Genomic DNA, 16796 nt, shown 5'->3' with positions numbered 1-16796 from the left:
CGCCATGCCCACCATTACTCTTCCTGACGGTAGTCAGCGTTCGTTCGATCTTCCGGTTTCCGTTGCCGATGTGGCTCAGTCAATAGGTGCTGGTCTTGCCAAAGCGACTCTTGCTGGCAAGGTGAACGGTCGGCTGGTCGATGCCTGCGATTTGATCGAAAACGACGCGACCCTGCAGATCATTACGCCGAAGGATGAAGAGGGGCTGGAAATCATTCGTCACTCCTGCGCGCACTTGCTTGGGCATGCCGTCAAGCAGCTCTATCCATCCGCGAAAATGGTAATCGGCCCAGTCATCGCCGAAGGCTTCTATTACGATATCGCCTTCGAGCGGCCGTTCACGCCAGATGATATGGCTGCAATCGAACAGCGCATGAAGCAGTTGATCGACACCGAATACGATGTGATCAAGAAGGTTACGCCGCGCGCTGGAGTCATTGAGGTGTTCCAGTCCCGCGGTGAAGATTACAAGCTGCGTCTGGTTGAGGATATGCCCGACGAGCAGGCGATGGGGTTGTATTACCACGAAGAATACGTCGACATGTGCCGTGGCCCGCATGTGCCGAATACTCGTTTCCTCAAATCCTTCAAGCTGACCAAGCTGTCCGGCGCATATTGGCGCGGCGATGCAAAGAACGAGCAGCTGCAGCGCGTTTACGGCACAGCTTGGGCGGACAAGAAGCAGCTCGCTGCCTACATCCAGCGTATTGAAGAGGCGGAGAAGCGCGACCATCGCAAGATCGGCAAGCGGCTTGACTTGTTCCATACCCAGGAAGAGGCGCCGGGTATGGTGTTCTGGCATCCCAACGGCTGGACCATCTATCAGGTACTTGAGCAGTACATGCGTGGTGTGCAACGCGCGAACGGCTATCAGGAAATCAAGACGCCGCAGGTCGTGGATCGTAGCCTTTGGGAGAAATCCGGGCATTGGGGCAACTACGCAGAGAATATGTTCACCACCGAGTCGGAAAGCCGCGATTACGCGATCAAGCCGATGAACTGCCCATGCCATGTCCAAGTATTTAATCAGGGGCTCAAGAGCTACCGCGAATTGCCGCTGCGTCTCGCTGAATTTGGCTCCTGCCACCGCAACGAGCCGTCTGGTGCGCTGCACGGAATCATGCGCGTCCGTGGTTTCACCCAAGATGATGCACATATTTTCTGTACCGAGGAGCAGGTCAGTGCCGAGGCGGCAGATTTCATCAAGTTGACGATGCAGGTCTATGCTGACTTCGGTTTCAGCGATATCAAGCTGAAGTTGTCTACGCGACCCGACAAGCGCGTCGGTGACGATGCCTTCTGGGATCGTGCTGAGGCTGCGCTGGCAGGTGCACTGGACGCGGCTGGTTTGCCTTGGGAGTATTTGCCGGGAGAGGGTGCGTTCTACGGTCCGAAGATCGAGTTCACGCTACTTGACTGCTTGGGGCGGTCTTGGCAATGCGGGACGCTGCAGTACGACCCGAATATGCCTCAGCGCCTCGATGCGAGCTATGTTGCTGAAGATAACAGTCGCAAGACGCCGGTCATGTTGCACCGTGCGATCCTCGGTTCGTTCGAGCGCTTCATTGGCATCCTGATCGAACATTACGAAGGGGCGTTCCCGGCATGGCTCGCGCCTACCCAAGCCGTGGTGATGAATATCACTGATAAGCAGGCGGAATTTGCCGCGGAAGTAGAGAAAACGCTTAATCAAAGCGGTTTCCGTGCCAAGTGCGACTTGAGAAACGAAAAGATCGGCTTTAAAATCCGCGAGCATACCTTGCTCAAGGTTCCCTATCTCCTGGTTATCGGAGATCGGGAGGTCGAGACACGAGCCGTTGCTGTGCGTACCCGTGAAGGCGTCGATTTGGGCTCCATGCCCCTGGACGACTTCGCCCAGTTGCTGGCACAAGCGGTTTCCCGGCGTGGTCGCCAAGAATTGGAGTAATGACTATTAAGCGTGAAATGAGACAGGATAAACGAGCTGCACCCAAGGCCCCGATCAACGAGAATATCTCGGCTCGTGAGGTCCGTTTGATTGGTGCTGATGGCGAGCAGGTTGGCATCGTCTCTATTGATGAAGCGCTTCGTATAGCTGAAGAAGCGAAATTGGATCTGGTAGAAATTTCCGCCGATGCGGTTCCTCCTGTCTGCCGGATCATGGATTACGGCAAGCACCTCTTCGAGAAGAAGAAGCAGGTCGCTGCAGCGAAGAAGAACCAGAAGCAGATCCAGGTTAAAGAAGTAAAGTTTCGTCCAGGGACGGAAGAGGGCGACTACCAGGTCAAGCTACGCAACCTGGTACGTTTCCTGAGTGACGGGGACAGGGCCAAGGTTTCGTTGAGATTCCGCGGTCGTGAGATGGCGCATCAGGAGCTGGGGATGGAATTGTTGAAGCGGGTCGAGGGTGACCTGGCTGAATACGGTTCGGTCGAACAGCATCCAAAGATGGAAGGACGCCAGCTGATCATGGTCATCGCTCCCAAGAAGAAAAAATAACCACCAGGGCACTGGCAGGCCTTGCGGTTATTTGAAATCACCCACACTGTGGAGTACCGAACATGCCAAAGATGAAGACTAAAAGTGGCGCTGCGAAGCGCTTCAAGAAGACGGCAAATGGCTACAAGCACAAGCACGCTTTCAAGAGCCACATCCTGACCAAAATGTCTACCAAGCGTAAGCGTCAGCTGCGTGGTACATCTCTGATGCACCCGTCTGACAACGCAAAAGTAGAGCGCATGCTGCGCGTTCGTTAATTCGGTCAAGACTCAGAGGAATAACTCATGGCTCGTGTTAAGCGTGGCGTCGTCGCTCGTCGCCGTCACAAGAAAATTCTGAAACTCGCCAAGGGCTACTACGGCGCTCGTTCGCGTGTGTTCCGTGTTGCCAAGCAAGCGGTGATCAAGGCCGGCCAATATGCCTACCGTGACCGCCGTCAGCGGAAGCGTCAGTTCCGCGCTCTTTGGATCGCTCGTATCAACGCTGGCGCTCGTGTAAACGGTCTGTCTTACAGCCGTTTCATTGCTGGCCTGAAAAAAGCAGCCATCGAGATCGACCGCAAGGTTCTAGCCGAGTTGGCAGTGAATGAAAAAGCAGCTTTCGCTGCAATTGTCGAAAAAGCCAAAGCTTCTCTGGCCTAAGCCCATCGACAATCGAATCTTCGGATTCGTAGCGTCACCGATAGGGGAAGAGCCTTGTGCTCTTCCCCTATTTCGTATCTGAAGGGGCATTTGCAAAAGTGCACGTGGCAATGTGACCCGAGTGGCGAATTGCTTGGTGCGGTTCTGCAAGAACCTCTGGAGGTTGTAAATGGAAAACCTGGATGCACTGGTCTCGCAAGCGCTTGAGGCGGTGCAACATAGTCAAGACATCAATACCCTGGAGCAGATCCGGGTCCAATACCTCGGCAAGAAAGGCGAGCTGACGCTGGTCATGCAGACGTTGGGTAAATTGTCCGCGGAGGACCGCCCGAAAGCCGGTGCGTTGATCAACGCAGCGAAGAGCCGAGTCCAAGACGAGCTGAATGCAAAAAAAGCTGAGCTTGAGCAGGCGGCGCTAAGCGCTAAGCTCGCTGCGGAACGGATCGATGTGAGCTTGCCCGGTCGTGGTGAGGTTTCGGGTGGCTTGCATCCGGTGACCCGTACGCTCGAGCGAATCGAGCAATTTTTCAGCCATATCGGTTACAGCGTCGCCGAGGGACCAGAGGTCGAGGACGACTATCACAACTTCGAAGCGCTGAATATTCCAGGGCATCACCCAGCTCGGGCGATGCATGACACCTTTTATTTCAACGCCAACATGCTTTTGCGTACCCATACCTCGCCAGTCCAGGTGCGCACGATGGAATCGCAGCAGCCACCGATCAGGATCGTCTGTCCGGGTCGCGTCTATCGTTGTGATTCGGATATCACCCATTCCCCAATGTTTCACCAAGTCGAAGGCCTGCTCGTCGACGAAGGCATCAGCTTCGCGGATTTGAAGGGGACGATCGAGCAATTCTTGCGAGTATTCTTCGAAAAGCCGCTGGGTGTCCGTTTCCGCCCCTCGTTCTTTCCGTTCACCGAGCCGTCTGCCGAAGTGGATATGCAGTGCGTGATGTGCAGCGGAAAGGGCTGTCGCGTCTGCAAGCAGACCGGCTGGCTAGAGGTGATGGGCTGCGGCATGGTGCATCCGAATGTATTGCGCATGTCCGGTATCGATCCGGAAAAATACCAGGGCTTCGCTTTCGGTATGGGAGCCGAACGGCTCGCCATGTTGCGTTATGGCGTCAACGACTTACGCCTGTTCTTCGATAACGACCTGAGATTCCTGGCGCAATTTCGCTAGGTCCAGAGTCCCGTCAAAGAATCTTTCAGGAGAGCAGGATGAAATTCAGTGAGCAGTGGTTGCGTACGTGGGTCAATCCGCAAGTTTCCCGCGATGAGTTGGTGGCGCGCCTATCAATGGTCGGCCTCGAAGTAGATGCGGTGACACCGGTCGCTGGCGTATTCAGTGGTGTGGTCGTGGGTGAGGTGCTGAGCGCCGAGCAGCATCCGGATGCTGACAAGTTGCGTGTATGCCAGGTTAGTAATGGCAGTGAGACGTATCAGGTGGTTTGCGGAGCGCCCAACGTGCGGCCGGGTTTGAAGATCCCCTTCGCCATGATTGGCGCCAAGCTGCCAGGCGATTTCAACATCACGAAGGCAAAACTTCGCGGCGTCGAGTCCAATGGCATGCTGTGTTCGGAAACCGAGCTGCAGGTCGGTGCTGATGACAGTGGACTGATGGAGCTGGCTTCAGATGCGCCAGTCGGAGGCCATCTTCGTGATTATCTTGGTTTGGATGATGCGAGCATCGAGATCGGCCTGACCCCCAATCGTGGTGATTGTCTGTCGATTGCCGGGCTTGCGCGTGAGGTGGGAGCGATTTACGGGGCGGTGGTTTCGCCAGTCGATGTCGACCCGGTTGCTGCGAGTCATGACGAGGTGCGCCCGGTTGAAGTGCTGGCGCCGAAAGCCTGTCCTCGGTATCTCGGACGTGTGATTCGCAATGTCGATCTGTCGCGTCCAACACCGTTGTGGATGGTCGAGCGCTTGCGTCGTTCGGATATTCGCAGCATCGATGCCGTGGTGGATGTGACTAACTACGTAATGCTTGAGCTGGGACAGCCGCTGCATGCGTTCGATCTCGCCGAAATTAACGGTGGTATCAGGGTTCGGATGGCTGAGGATCAGGAAAAACTTGTCCTGCTAGACGGGCAGGAGGTAACCCTGCGCGCAGATACGCTGGTTATAGCTGACCATCAGCGTGCGCTCGCAATTGCCGGGGTCATGGGTGGCGAGCACAGTGGCGTAAGTGCATCGACTCAGGACCTGTTCCTTGAGAGCGCCTTTTTCGACACCATCGCCCTCGCCGGCAAAGCACGATCTTACGGTTTACATACCGATGCATCGCATCGTTACGAACGAGGTGTCGACTCACAGCTTGCCCGCTCGGCCATGGAGCGGGCCACTGCTCTGCTGCTGGAGATTGTCGGGGGCAGCGCCGGTCCCGTGAACGAAGCCGTTAGCGAAGCTGATCTTCCCGGCGTTGCGCCGATACTGCTGCGCAAGGATCGTATCGATCAAATGCTGGGATTAAGCATGGGCGGCGATCAGGTTGTTTCGCTCCTGTCTGCCTTGGGGCTCGGCATCGTCGAAAAGTCGACGGATTGTTGGGAAGTTCGTGTGCCTAGCCACCGATTCGATATTAGCCTTGAGGTCGACCTTATCGAAGAGTTAGGCCGATTGTATGGCTACGACCGTCTACCGGTGCGTTACCCGCAGGCACGCCTGGCGCCGGAGGCCAATCCGGAAGCTCGAGCAGAGCTACCTGCTCTGCGCCGCTTGTTAGTGGCCCGTGGCTACCAGGAGGCGATTACTTATAGCTTCATCGACCCGAAGCTATTCGAGCTATTCAGCCCCGGTGTCGAGCCACTGCAGCTGGCTAACCCGATTTCTTCGGACATGGCCGCTATGCGCGCAACGCTTTGGCCGGGTTTGATTAAAGCCTTGCAGTACAACCTCAATCGTCAACAGACGCGGGTGCGTCTGTTCGAAAGCGGTCTGCGTTTCGTCGGCCAGCTTGGCGAGTTGAAGCAGGAGCCGATGCTGGCGGGTGTGATTACAGGAAGTCGCTTGCCGGAAGCCTGGGGCAACGAAAGGGCTGCGGCTGACTTCTATGATATGAAGGCCGACGTTGAAGCCTTGCTCGGGTATGTCGGCGATACGGCGGCGTATGAATTCGTTGCTGGCGATCACCCGGCTCTGCATCCGGGGCAAACCGCCCGAATCGAGCGGGAAGGGCGTCCGGTCGGTTTTGTTGGCAGTCTTCATCCTGAGCTGGCCGCCACTCTGGGTATCGATCAGCCGGTCTATCTGTTCGAACTGCAGATTGCTGAAATCAGCGAAGGCCGGCTGCCGCGTTTCAGCGAGCTATCCCGCTTCCCCGAAGTGCGCCGTGATCTGGCGATTCTGGTAGGGCGTGAGGTGTCGGCTGACGATGTGATGCGGTGCATCCGTACGGCAGCTGGCGATAACCTAACGGACCTCAAGCTATTTGATGTATATCAAGGTAAAGGTATTGATCCGCTTAGCAAAAGTGTGGCAGTCGGCTTGACCTGGCAACACCCTTCGCGCACTCTAAACGACGATGAGGTGAGTGGTGCGATGCAGCAGATCCTCGCTTCCCTGGAAAAAAGGTTCAACGCCACGTTAAGGAAATAGCGTATGGGGGCTCTGACGAAAGCTGAAATGGCGGAACGTCTATATGAAGAGCTAGGCTTGAATAAGCGCGAGGCCAAGGAGTTGGTCGAGCTGTTTTTCGAGGAGATTCGTCAGGCGCTTGAGCATAACGAGCAAGTGAAGTTGTCCGGTTTCGGCAACTTCGATTTGCGCGACAAGCGACAGCGCCCAGGGCGTAATCCGAAAACCGGTGAGGAAATCCCGATCACGGCGCGTCGCGTCGTGACATTCCGGCCAGGGCAAAAATTAAAAGCCAGAGTCGAAGCCTATGCTGGAACCAAGTCATAACGACGAACTGCCATCGATTCCTGGCAAACGCTACTTCACTATTGGTGAGGTCAGCGAGCTCTGTGCCGTCAAACCGCACGTGCTGCGCTATTGGGAGCAGGAATTTCCCCAACTGAACCCTGTGAAGCGTCGCGGCAACCGACGCTACTACCAGCGGCAAGATGTTCTGATGATCCGGCAGATTCGTTCTCTGCTATACGAGCAAGGCTTTACTATTGGCGGAGCTCGGCAGCGTATGTCCGGCGACGAAGCCCGGGACGATACAACGCAATACAAGCAGCTAATCCGGCAGATGATCACTGAGCTAGAAGATGTCCTTCACGTACTCAGGAATTGAGCGCAACGCACAAAAAACTTTCACCTATTCAGATGCTTAATGTATAGTGCGATCCGCTTTCGGAGGTAACGAAAGCATCGTCGGGGCGTAGCGCAGCCTGGTAGCGCACTTGCATGGGGTGCAAGGGGTCGAGTGTTCGAATCACTCCGTCCCGACCAAAAATCCCTAGAAAATCCAGCCACTTAACGTGGCTGGATTTTTTTATGCCCGTTTGTTTTTGGTTGTGACCAGAAAATGTTCAGCCTGGTTGCCAATTGGTTGCCAATTGAGATTGGCTGCACGATAGTCTCGAGTAAACGGATGATGGGCTCTTTGGGGCGGGCTTCATGGATAAGACGCAATTTTCGGAGCGTGACATCTGCACGAAGCTCATCACGCCGGCCATCCAGCAGGCAGGGTGGCAGCTGCACCAGTTTCGTGAAGAGGTTAGCCTCACGGATGGTCGCGTGATGGTGCGCGGCCAGCTTGCGGCTCGTATTAAGAATCCCAAAGCCAGAGGTGGTCCCAAGCGTGCCGATTTCGTGCTCTACGCTCGCCCTGATATCCCGATTGCTGTAATCGAAGCCAAGCAAGCCAAGTTCTCGGTCGGACATGGCATGCAGCAGGCGTTAGCCTATGCAGAGATGCTGGATGCTCCTTTTGCCATCAGCAGTAATGGCGATGGCTTTCTAATTCACGACCGTACCGGTCTCACACTGCCTGTCGAGCGCGAGCAGCAGCTCAGCGAATTCCCTTCGTTAGATTATTTGTGGCCGCTTTACCAGCAATGGAAAGGATTAGCTGCCCCTGAAGCCGTCAAACTCATCGAACAGCCTTTTTTCACTGACGGTAGCGGTCGCCAACCGCGATATTACCAGCGAGTGGCCATTAACCGTGCCGTCGAAGCAATTGCCAAAGGCCAGCAACGCGTGTTGTTGGTCATGGCCACTGGTACCGGCAAAACTTACACCGCCTTCCAGATCATCTGGCGGCTGTGGAAAGCTAAATCCAAGAAGCGCATTTTGTTTTTGGCCGACCGCAACATCCTGGTAGACCGGACCATGCAGCAAGACTTCGCCCCATTTGGCGAGGTAATGCATAAGGTCGCTAACCGCGAAAACAAAAAGAACTATGAGATTTATCTAGCCTTGTACCAGGCAGTCACGGGCAGGGAAGAATGGAAGCAGATCCACCGCCAGTTCCCGGCAGCCTTTTTTGATTTGGTGGTGATCGACGAGTGTCACCGCGGCAGTGCCGCCGATGACTCTGCTTGGCGTGACGTGCTCGACTACTTCAGTAGTGCTACGCATCTGGGTCTCACCGCAACACCGAAGGAAACCAAGGAGGTGAGTAACATCACCTACTTCGTGACCCGGTCTACACCTACTCGCTTAAGCAGGGCATTGATGACGGCTTTCTCGCGCCCTACAAAGTTATCCGTGTTGCTACCGATGTCGACGCTGTGGGCTACGTCCCGGAAAAAGGCAAGGTCGACAAGCTTGGCCAAGTAGTGGAGCAGCGGCAGTACAATACGAAGGATTTCGACCGTAATCTGGTGCTGGAAAAGCGCACCAAGCTCGTTGCCAGCAAGGTCTGGGAATATCTCAAGGCCACCGACCCGATGGCCAAGACTATTGTTTTCTGTGACGACCAGGACCACGCCGAGCGAATGCGGCAAGAGTTGGTCAAGCTGATTCCAGCCGCCGCCAACAACCGCCGTTACGTGATGCGTATCACTGGGGATGACAACGAAGGAAAAGCCCAGCTGTCGTACTTCATTGATAATGACGAGCCATACCCCGATATCGCCACCACATCCAAGTTGCTCACCACCGGGGTAGACGCCAAGACCTGCAAGCTCATTGTGCTGGATCAGAACATTAACTCGATGAGTGAGTTCAAGCAGATCATTGGCCGAGGTACTCGTCTACGTGAGGACTACCAGAAGCTGTATTTCACTATCTTGGATTTCAAAGGTGCAACGCGCTTGTTCGCGGACCCGGATTTTGATGGTGAACCGGTAGTGATATACGAGCCTGGGCCCGACGATCCCGTGGTACCGCCAGATCACAGCAACCCACCTGATATAGGTGAGGCTGAACCGTCTCTCTATGGCCCAGGTGACGATGTACCGCCCGGTCGCGGTGGTGGCGATGGCCGCGTCAAATACGTGATTGGCGATGTCAACGTGAGCTTGGCGGTGGAGCGCGCGCAATATCTCGATGTCGACGGCAAGCTCGTCACCGAGAATTATCGCGTTCTACTCAAGAACGACATCAGAAAGGTCTTGCAGGCTGAGTTCGGTACTCTCACCGACTTTCTGCGACGTTGGAGTAGTGCGGAGCGCAAACAAGCGGTGCTGGAAGAGCTTGCCGAACATGGTATCCCGCTGGAAATCCTGCAGCAGACTGTAACCAACGGCAGTGAACTGGATGTCTTCGATCTAGTTACTCATGTTGCCTTTGACCAAAAGCCGCTCACGCGCCGCGAGCGCGTCAATAACGTGAAAAAGCGCAACGTTTTTGCAAAATACGGTGAACAAGCCCGCGGGGTGCTTGAAGCCCTGCTCGACAAGTTCGCCGATCATGGTGTGCATGATATCGAAGACGCCAAGGTGCTGGAGCTTCCGCCCTTCGACCAGTTCGGCAGCAAAACGCAAATCCGGCGCGGCATTTTTGGTGGCGTCGAGCAATACACCCAGGCTGTGCATGAGCTCGAAAAAGCGCTCTACGACAATTTCGAACAGAAGCAGACTTGATCACGCATCAAGCTGAAAGATAAGAGAGTCAATCGATGAACCTCAGCAGTACCATCAAGTCCATCCAGGACATCATGCGCAAGGATGACGGTGTCGACGGTGACGCCCAGCGCTTGGGACAGCTTACCTGGATGCTCTTTCTCAAGGTCTTCGACCAGCGCGAAGACGAGTGGGAAGACGATAACGCTCAATATCAGTCTCCTATTCCAGAGCGTTTTCGCTGGCGTAATTGGGCAAAATATTTGCCCGATGCCGAAGGCAAGAAGAAACCGCAAATCGCTGGCAGCGAGCTTATCGCATTCATCAATAACGAATTGTTCCCAGCCCTCAAAGACCAAATCGATGCGAGTAAAAGTCCGCAGCACAAAGTCATCAAACAGGTTTTTGAAGACGCCAACAATTACATGAAATCCGGTCCTCAGCTGCTTGCTGTGATCGAAAAGTTGGAAGAAGCGATCCACTTTGACGACTTCACACAGCGCGCCCAGCTGGGCGACGTCTATGAACAACTGCTGAATGATCTGCGCGGTGCCGGCAATGCGGGCGAGTTCTACACACCGCGCGCAATCACCTCCTTCATGGCAGATCGCGTCAACCCGCGTTTGGACAAGCGCGAAGCCGTGATGGATCCAGCTTGCGGCACAGGCGGCTTCTTGACCGCCGTCATCGATCACTTCCGCAATCAGCTCACAATCAAATCCAGCGCTGAAGATAAACGCGCCATTGAAGAGCTCATCCACGGCATCGAAAAAAAGCAGCTGCCCCATCTGCTGTGCACCACCAATATGCTGTTGCACGGAATTGATGTACCGAGTCAGATTGAGCACCGGAACACCCTCGGAATCGGCTGGAACGAGTGGAGCGCTAACGACAAGGTCGATTGCATCATTACCAACCCACCCTTTGGTGGTTATGAAGAGGATGGCGTCGGCAGTGACTACCCGGCTGATCTGCGTACCCGCGAGACAGCCGATATGTTCATGGCCCTCATCATCAAAAAACTTTTGAAGGAAAATGGCCGTGCCGCCGTGGTGCTACCCGATGGTTTTTTGTTTGGCACTGGTGTTAAGGATGAGTTGAAAAAACTTCTTTTGCGCGACTGCAATCTGCACACCATCATCCGTTTGCCTAAGGGGGTGTTTGCTCCCTACACCACTATCAAAACCAACCTGCTGTTCTTCACCAAAGGCACCACGGTGGATGACGGCACTGAGCACTTCCACACCGACACGATTTGGTTCTATGAGCACCCTTATCCGAATGGCTATAAGAGCTATTCTAAAACCAAGCCCATTCAGTTTAAAGAGTTCAAAGTCGAACAGGAGTGGTGGGGCGATGAAGTCAATGACTTTGCTGATCGTGTAGAAAACGAATTTGCGTGGAAGGTTGATTTCAAAGCTAAGCGCGAGCAGGCCGAAGCTGCAGCGCAACCGTACTGGCATCGCGCTGACGACCTGAATAACCGGGCCGCCGAGTTGGAAAACGAAGCCAGCGATTTGCGCCGGAGCTTGATCGGCAGCACTGATGCGGCCTACCGCGAGAAGATCGATAATCAGATCGCAGGATTGCGTGCTAAAGCCGAACCGCTGCGCCTGCAAGCCCGCGATGCGAAGGTTACAGGTGATCGCATCTATTGGCCTATCTTCAATCTTGATGAGCCAAATCCAAACAAGCCGCAAGAAGAAACCCACGATCCTGACCTGCTGTTGGAAAAATACAAAAAGCTGTTGGGCGAAATCGAAGAAACCGAAAACCAGCTCAAAAGCGAATTAGGGGCCGCACTGGCCCATCACTTCGTCGGTGAGGAAGCCTGATGGACGCGGAGCAGTTTTTGGCTGAGTTTGGGCATATTGTGAATGCGCCGGGGGCATCCAACAGCTCCGTGAAATGGTTTACCAATTGGCAATTACAGGCGCATTGACGCCTCAGCACGGCATCGATGGTGACGCTCGCCAACTACTGGCTGACATTACGATATTACGGGATCGGTTGATTTGCGAGAAAGCCTACAAGCGCCTGCCAAAGCTAGAGGGCGCAGGTCTCGATATTCCATCATCTATACAGCTTCCTGATTCATGGTGTTGGACGCGTCTTCTTGATATTGGCGAGATTAGCCCGAGAAACGATGCGCCCGATGAGGCCGCTGCTTCCTTTATACCGATGAGAGGTTTCTCTGAGGCCCATATGGGGGCACTGGTGCCTGAGACTGCGAAGTGGGGAAGTATAAAGAAGGGGTTTCCACACTTCAGAAATGGCGACGTCGTTATTGCCAAGATCACACCATGTTTTGAGAACGGTAAGGCCGCCGTTATTACAGGATTGCAGCACAGCATCGGTGCCGGTACGACCGAGCTTCACGTATTCAGACCGATCCACGCTGGCATACTGCCGGGGTACATCTACTTGTTTCTGAGGTCGCCATATTTCGCTGTTGAAGGCGAGAAGAATATGACCGGTACCGCAGGTCAGAGACGATTGCCAACGGAGTACTTTGCGACCCGTGCGTTACCTCTGCCACCGTCTGCGGAACAATCCCGCATCGTAGCCAAAGTTGATGAGCTGATGGCCTTGTGCGACTGGCTGGAAGCGCAGCAGCAGGCCCGACGGAAGCTGCAAAACGACCTCCGTGAATCGATGTTGCAAGCCGTCGCCAGCGCCAACAGTCCTCACGAACTGCAAATCAGCTGGGCGCGCTTGGCTGAGAACTTCGGGCGGCTGTTTCATGTGCCGGAGGATGTGGCTGGGTTGCGCGAAGTGATTTACCAATTGGCTGTTACGGGTCGCTTGGTGGTTCAAGATTCTGCGGAAGGTAATGCGAAAGGGCTTCTAGCCGAAATTTCGAGTGCGCGTCAGAAATTAATAGCGGAGAAAAAATATAAACGCGCGCTAAAATTGGAGTCTGAACCATTGTCTCCCCCGGAGATAGGCCTACCTTCAACCTGGCAATGGAGTCGTCTGCTTGATTTGGGTGAAATCAATCCACGTAATAACGCCGCAGCCGGTTTGACCGCTACCTTTTTACCTATGAGAGGCGTTTCGGAGCGACACAATGCTCCACTTCGTGGAGAGCCAAGGCTTTGGGGCGACATTAACAAGGGTTACACCCATATCTCCAACGGAGACGTTATCTTAGCCAAAATTACTCCTTGTTTTGAAAATGGAAAAGCTGCTGTCATTAGAGAGTTAAATAATGGTGTAGGATCAGGGTCTACAGAGTTTCACGTTTTCCGTTCAATTCACCCCGGTGTATTACCTGGCTTTGTTTATTTGTTTCTTAAATCACCGTTGTTTCGTTTTCATGGTGAGATAAACATGGTTGGTACAGCAGGGCAAAAGCGACTTCCAACAGGTTACTTCGCGTTACATGCAATGCCATTGCCTACGACGATGGAGCAAGCTCGAATCGTCGTCAGGGTTAATGAGTTGATGGCATTGTGCGATTCCCTCGAATCAAAACTGCTCACCGGCAAAAATCTTGCGGAGAAACTTGCTAGAGCTACCGTTTCAAGTATTACCGGTATCGCTAACGAACATAAAGAGGAACCCATGAAGGCCCCGCAAACTGATTTGATCGCCCCGTTGCGCTTGGGTGTGTCCCCTGCAGTCAAAGACCAAGCGTCGTTAGCCACTATCCTGGCCCGAAACAACGGCCAGATGAGCGCCAAGGACCTATGGCAGCGCTTTGGCGGTGAGATCGACGTTTTTTACGCGCAGCTGAAAACCGAAGTAGCGCACGGCTGGATTTTGGAGCCCACCGTGGCCGAAGTGCACGAAAAGCAGCCAAGCATGGTGAATGCCTGATATGCAACTACAGCGAATCCGCATTCCGGCTTTTCGCAATTTGCGAGGCCTTGAGATTGCATTCGACACGCACTTGCAGCCTGCAGCGGGTGCTCCAGCGGATGCAGAACCTAAGCCCATCCGCAGTCATGCCCTAATTGGCCAGAACGGCATTGGTAAGTCCAACCTGATCGAAGCGCTGATCACCATCTTCCGGGATGTCGATTTGGACCGCGAAGCAGCTTTTGATTACACGCTGGAGTACAGCATCCGCGGCCACGCGGTACGCATTGAAGCGGACACCGCCAAACAGAAGCGTCCTTTTGTATGGGTGGATGGTGACCGTGTTAGTCAAGAGTACCTGATAAAGAACGATCCACCGGGCAAAGAATCACCTGACCATCGACGTGGCCCCCGCCTGCTGCCTACACATATCTTTGCCTACTACTCCGGGCGTAATGAGCGCATCGAGGTATTGTTCCAGGAGCATCAGCGCCGCTTCAACCAGCGCCAGGAAATCACGACTGACGAGGTGCTTTCGGAGAACTTACTGGAGAATTTTACGGGCTCCGAAGCTGATATTCGCTCCGTAGAAGCGGCCAAGCGCCGCCGTGAGTCGCGGATGAAGCAAGCTGGCGACGATCGCCTGCGCCGCCTGTTCTACTGCCGGGGTGGACACAGCCAGTTGGTTTTGTTGGCATGTTTGCTGTCTGACGACCCCGTCTTTCAGAAGGTGTTGAAGAACCTGCATATCGAGTCGCTGGAGTCCGCGTTGTTTGTTTTGAAAGAGCCACACCGCCTGCGTGAAAAGCGCCGGGGTGGCAAGTTCGACGAGCAGGAACTGAACGAAGGTGATCCGCGTTTTTGGTATGCGCGGGGCAATGTGGTGAGCGAGTTTCTCGACAATCTCTGGCAAGTGGCTTGGGCACCGATCGAGCAAGAGGCCACCAAGCAAATCGACTTCCGCGGTCGTACAGAAAAACAGAAGCAGCTTTATCTGTTCGTACCCAGTCAGGACAAACTCAAACAACTTGGCGAGTTGGTGGGCGGCACCGACAGTTTCTTCCGCTATGCCGAAGGTGCCTATATCGGCGACCTGATCGACGAAGTGCGCATCACCGTCAAGAAACGTGATGAGCATGGCGGCAAGGTGAGCTTTACTCAGCTTTCCGAGGGCGAGCTGCAGATGCTCACAGTGCTGGGGCTGATGCGGATCACCCGCGAAGACCACTGCCTGTTCCTGCTCGACGAGCCGGATACCCACTTGAACCCGATCTGGAAGCTGCGCTATTTCGACGACATAGAAGGCGTGCTGACATCGGACGACGGAGCATTGGTGCAGGGCGAATCGCAAATCCTCATCACTACACACGACCCGATGATGGTGGGGAGCCTCAAACGTGAGCAGGTGCACATCCTGCGCCGCGATCCTAGTCGCACAGTGGTGGATATCCCTGATGAACACCCACAAGGCATGGGCGTGACCGGGCTGCTAAAAAGCGAGCTATTTGGTTTGTCGTCCACGCTGGACATTGAAACCGAGCGTCGCCTGTTCCGCCGTAATGAGCTATTTGTGAAGTCACCACGTACACCGGCGGAAGAAGCTGAGTTGAGCCGGTTGTCCGCCGAGCTAGCCGATTTGGGCTTTTCCACTGCTGATTTCCGTGATCCGGATTATGCGTTATTCGTTCGCAAGATGGCGCAACATCGTCGTTTCCGGAAACCGGTGTTAACACCGGAAGAGCAGGTTGAGCAAGACGCGATTGCTGATTCGATCATTGACGAGATTTTGCGCGAGGAGGCGTCCCGGTGATTTGGATCGACCTTAACGGAAAGTTGCCGACTGCAAGTATCCCGAATTGGGACCCAGCCGCTACAAGCCAGCAGTGGGTGCCCTGGACGCAGGAAAAGTGGGATGCATGGTTGGCCAAGTCAAAACAGTTGGTTGCTGAGTTGGCAGCGCTGGATTCAGCAGGTAAACGTGAAGAGCGAAATGCTCTAATAGACGCGAATAGTGGGCACTGGGGGGCATTGAAAGATTGGCTTTTAGCATTGTCGGCAGGTAAGTGTTGGTTTTCGGAAGTTCGTGAACTGTATTCGCACTATGACGTTGAGCACTTTCGGCCTAAAAAGGAGGCCAAGGCGTTAGATACCACAGTGCGCGATGGCTACTGGTGGCTGGCCTTTGAATACATGAACTTCCGTGCTTGCGGCAATGTAGGTAACCGCAAGAAAGGTGGCTGGTTTCCGCTCAGGGATGGATCGCTGTGTTCATCCTTCGCTGATCAATGTGAGGAATCGGAAACTCGCTACCTGCTCGATCCTATCGACGACGACGATGTGGATCTGATCGCCTTCGATGAAGAGGGAAAAGTTATCCCTATGCCTGGTTCATCCGAGTGGGATCAAAAGCGTGTTCAAGAAACAGTTAGTCGCCTGAAGCTGAATGATCATGTGCCCCTGGCGGAGGAACGTAGAAAAGTTTGGCAGAAAGTGGATGGTCTAATCGAAGACTTCAAGGCGGCTAAAGCCCGCTGTGGTGGTAATAATCCAGCTGCTAAAGCCAGTCTTCTGGCAGTGCGCAGCCGCATTCGAGAAATGACTGACCGTACTGCTGAGTTGTCGGCCGTTGCTCGCTGGTGCGTGCTTTTTCGAAACGATCCGCTTCTTTCTAAGCTGGTAAGCTAGGTCTGCAGGAACTTGCCTGGATTTAGCGTACGGGTTAGCCAGACCATTAAGCATATTGGTTCTCTTGAATGGAAAAAGGCACAGCCACGCAGCGCGAACTGCATGGGCTGACCAAGGGGAAGGGTTTAAGGAAAGAGAATTAGCTGACCAGGAAGCGTCGAGCGCCGGGCTTAGTCAGCGTGAATTGGCCTGCAGATGCGGCCTTTCACTTAGTAATCGGGTCACA

12 protein-coding genes, 1 tRNA gene and 1 pseudogene are annotated in these 16796 nt (G+C 54.3%); all 14 read left to right on the top strand.

Annotation, left to right across the window (positions count from 1 at the left end; all coding sequences use genetic code 11):
• The first annotated feature begins 4 nt into the window (after positions 1 to 4).
• The 14 genes and pseudogenes from thrS to NAV33_RS15850 all read left to right on the top strand — a co-directional run bounded on the left by thrS (position 5) and on the right by NAV33_RS15850 (position 16570).
• On the top strand, positions 5 to 1927 hold the full coding sequence (gene thrS, locus NAV33_RS15915; protein WP_255981772.1) for a threonine--tRNA ligase: 1923 nt from the start codon (positions 5 to 7) through the stop codon (positions 1925 to 1927).
• A complete protein-coding gene (infC, locus tag NAV33_RS15910; protein ID WP_019339385.1) occupies positions 1927 to 2478 on the top strand; it encodes a translation initiation factor IF-3 in 552 nt (183 codons plus the stop codon). Before thrS ends, infC begins: the two co-directional genes overlap by 1 nt.
• Positions 2479 to 2540: 62 nt before the next feature.
• Positions 2541 to 2735 (top strand): 50S ribosomal protein L35, encoded by a 195-nt coding sequence (rpmI, locus tag NAV33_RS15905; protein ID WP_019339386.1) that lies wholly within the window; start codon positions 2541 to 2543, stop codon positions 2733 to 2735.
• A 27-nt stretch (positions 2736 to 2762) separates the two neighbouring features.
• On the top strand, positions 2763 to 3119 hold the full coding sequence (gene rplT / locus NAV33_RS15900) for a 50S ribosomal protein L20 (protein ID WP_019339387.1): 357 nt from the start codon (positions 2763 to 2765) through the stop codon (positions 3117 to 3119).
• Positions 3120 to 3288: 169 nt separating this feature from the next.
• Entirely contained in the window at positions 3289 to 4305 is a 1017-nt protein-coding gene (gene pheS, locus NAV33_RS15895; RefSeq protein ID WP_255981769.1) for a phenylalanine--tRNA ligase subunit alpha, read from the top strand.
• 38 nt (positions 4306 to 4343) lie between these two features.
• A complete protein-coding gene (pheT, locus tag NAV33_RS15890; protein ID WP_255981767.1) occupies positions 4344 to 6722 on the top strand; it encodes a phenylalanine--tRNA ligase subunit beta in 2379 nt (792 codons plus the stop codon).
• A gap of 3 nt (positions 6723 to 6725) precedes the next feature.
• Entirely contained in the window at positions 6726 to 7028 is a 303-nt protein-coding gene (gene ihfA / locus NAV33_RS15885; RefSeq protein WP_003282572.1) for an integration host factor subunit alpha, read from the top strand.
• Complete coding sequence (locus tag NAV33_RS15880; RefSeq protein WP_255981765.1) at positions 7009 to 7365, top strand: MerR family transcriptional regulator; 357 nt, start codon at positions 7009 to 7011, stop codon at positions 7363 to 7365. The genes ihfA and NAV33_RS15880 overlap by 20 nt, the downstream gene beginning before the upstream one ends.
• Before the next feature lie 81 nt (positions 7366 to 7446).
• A tRNA-Pro gene (locus NAV33_RS15875) sits at positions 7447 to 7523 on the top strand.
• A gap of 168 nt (positions 7524 to 7691) precedes the next feature.
• Positions 7692 to 10102, top strand: a pseudogene (hsdR, locus tag NAV33_RS15870) (EcoAI/FtnUII family type I restriction enzme subunit R).
• A gap of 35 nt (positions 10103 to 10137) precedes the next feature.
• Positions 10138 to 11916 carry an N-6 DNA methylase gene (locus tag NAV33_RS15865; protein WP_255981763.1) on the top strand — a complete coding sequence of 593 codons (1779 nt, stop codon included), beginning with the start codon at positions 10138 to 10140 and terminating at the stop codon, positions 11914 to 11916.
• 73 nt (positions 11917 to 11989) lie between these two features.
• Positions 11990 to 13903: a restriction endonuclease subunit S gene (locus tag NAV33_RS15860; RefSeq protein ID WP_255981761.1), complete on the top strand. Its 1914-nt coding sequence runs from the start codon at positions 11990 to 11992 to the stop codon at positions 13901 to 13903.
• The gene (locus tag NAV33_RS15855; protein WP_255981758.1) at positions 13896 to 15695 is read left to right on the top strand and encodes an AAA family ATPase; all 1800 of its coding nucleotides are present in this window, start codon (positions 13896 to 13898) and stop codon (positions 15693 to 15695) included. The genes NAV33_RS15860 and NAV33_RS15855 overlap by 8 nt, the downstream gene beginning before the upstream one ends.
• Entirely contained in the window at positions 15692 to 16570 is an 879-nt protein-coding gene (locus tag NAV33_RS15850) for a hypothetical protein (RefSeq protein ID WP_255981756.1), read from the top strand. Before NAV33_RS15855 ends, NAV33_RS15850 begins: the two co-directional genes overlap by 4 nt.
• The last annotated feature ends 226 nt before the right edge of the window (positions 16571 to 16796 follow it).

The sequence above is a fragment of the Stutzerimonas stutzeri genome (assembly GCF_024448715.1).
GTDB lineage: Bacteria > Pseudomonadota > Gammaproteobacteria > Pseudomonadales > Pseudomonadaceae > Stutzerimonas > Stutzerimonas stutzeri_AR.
This window is presented reverse-complemented; position numbering and strand designations above follow the sequence as displayed.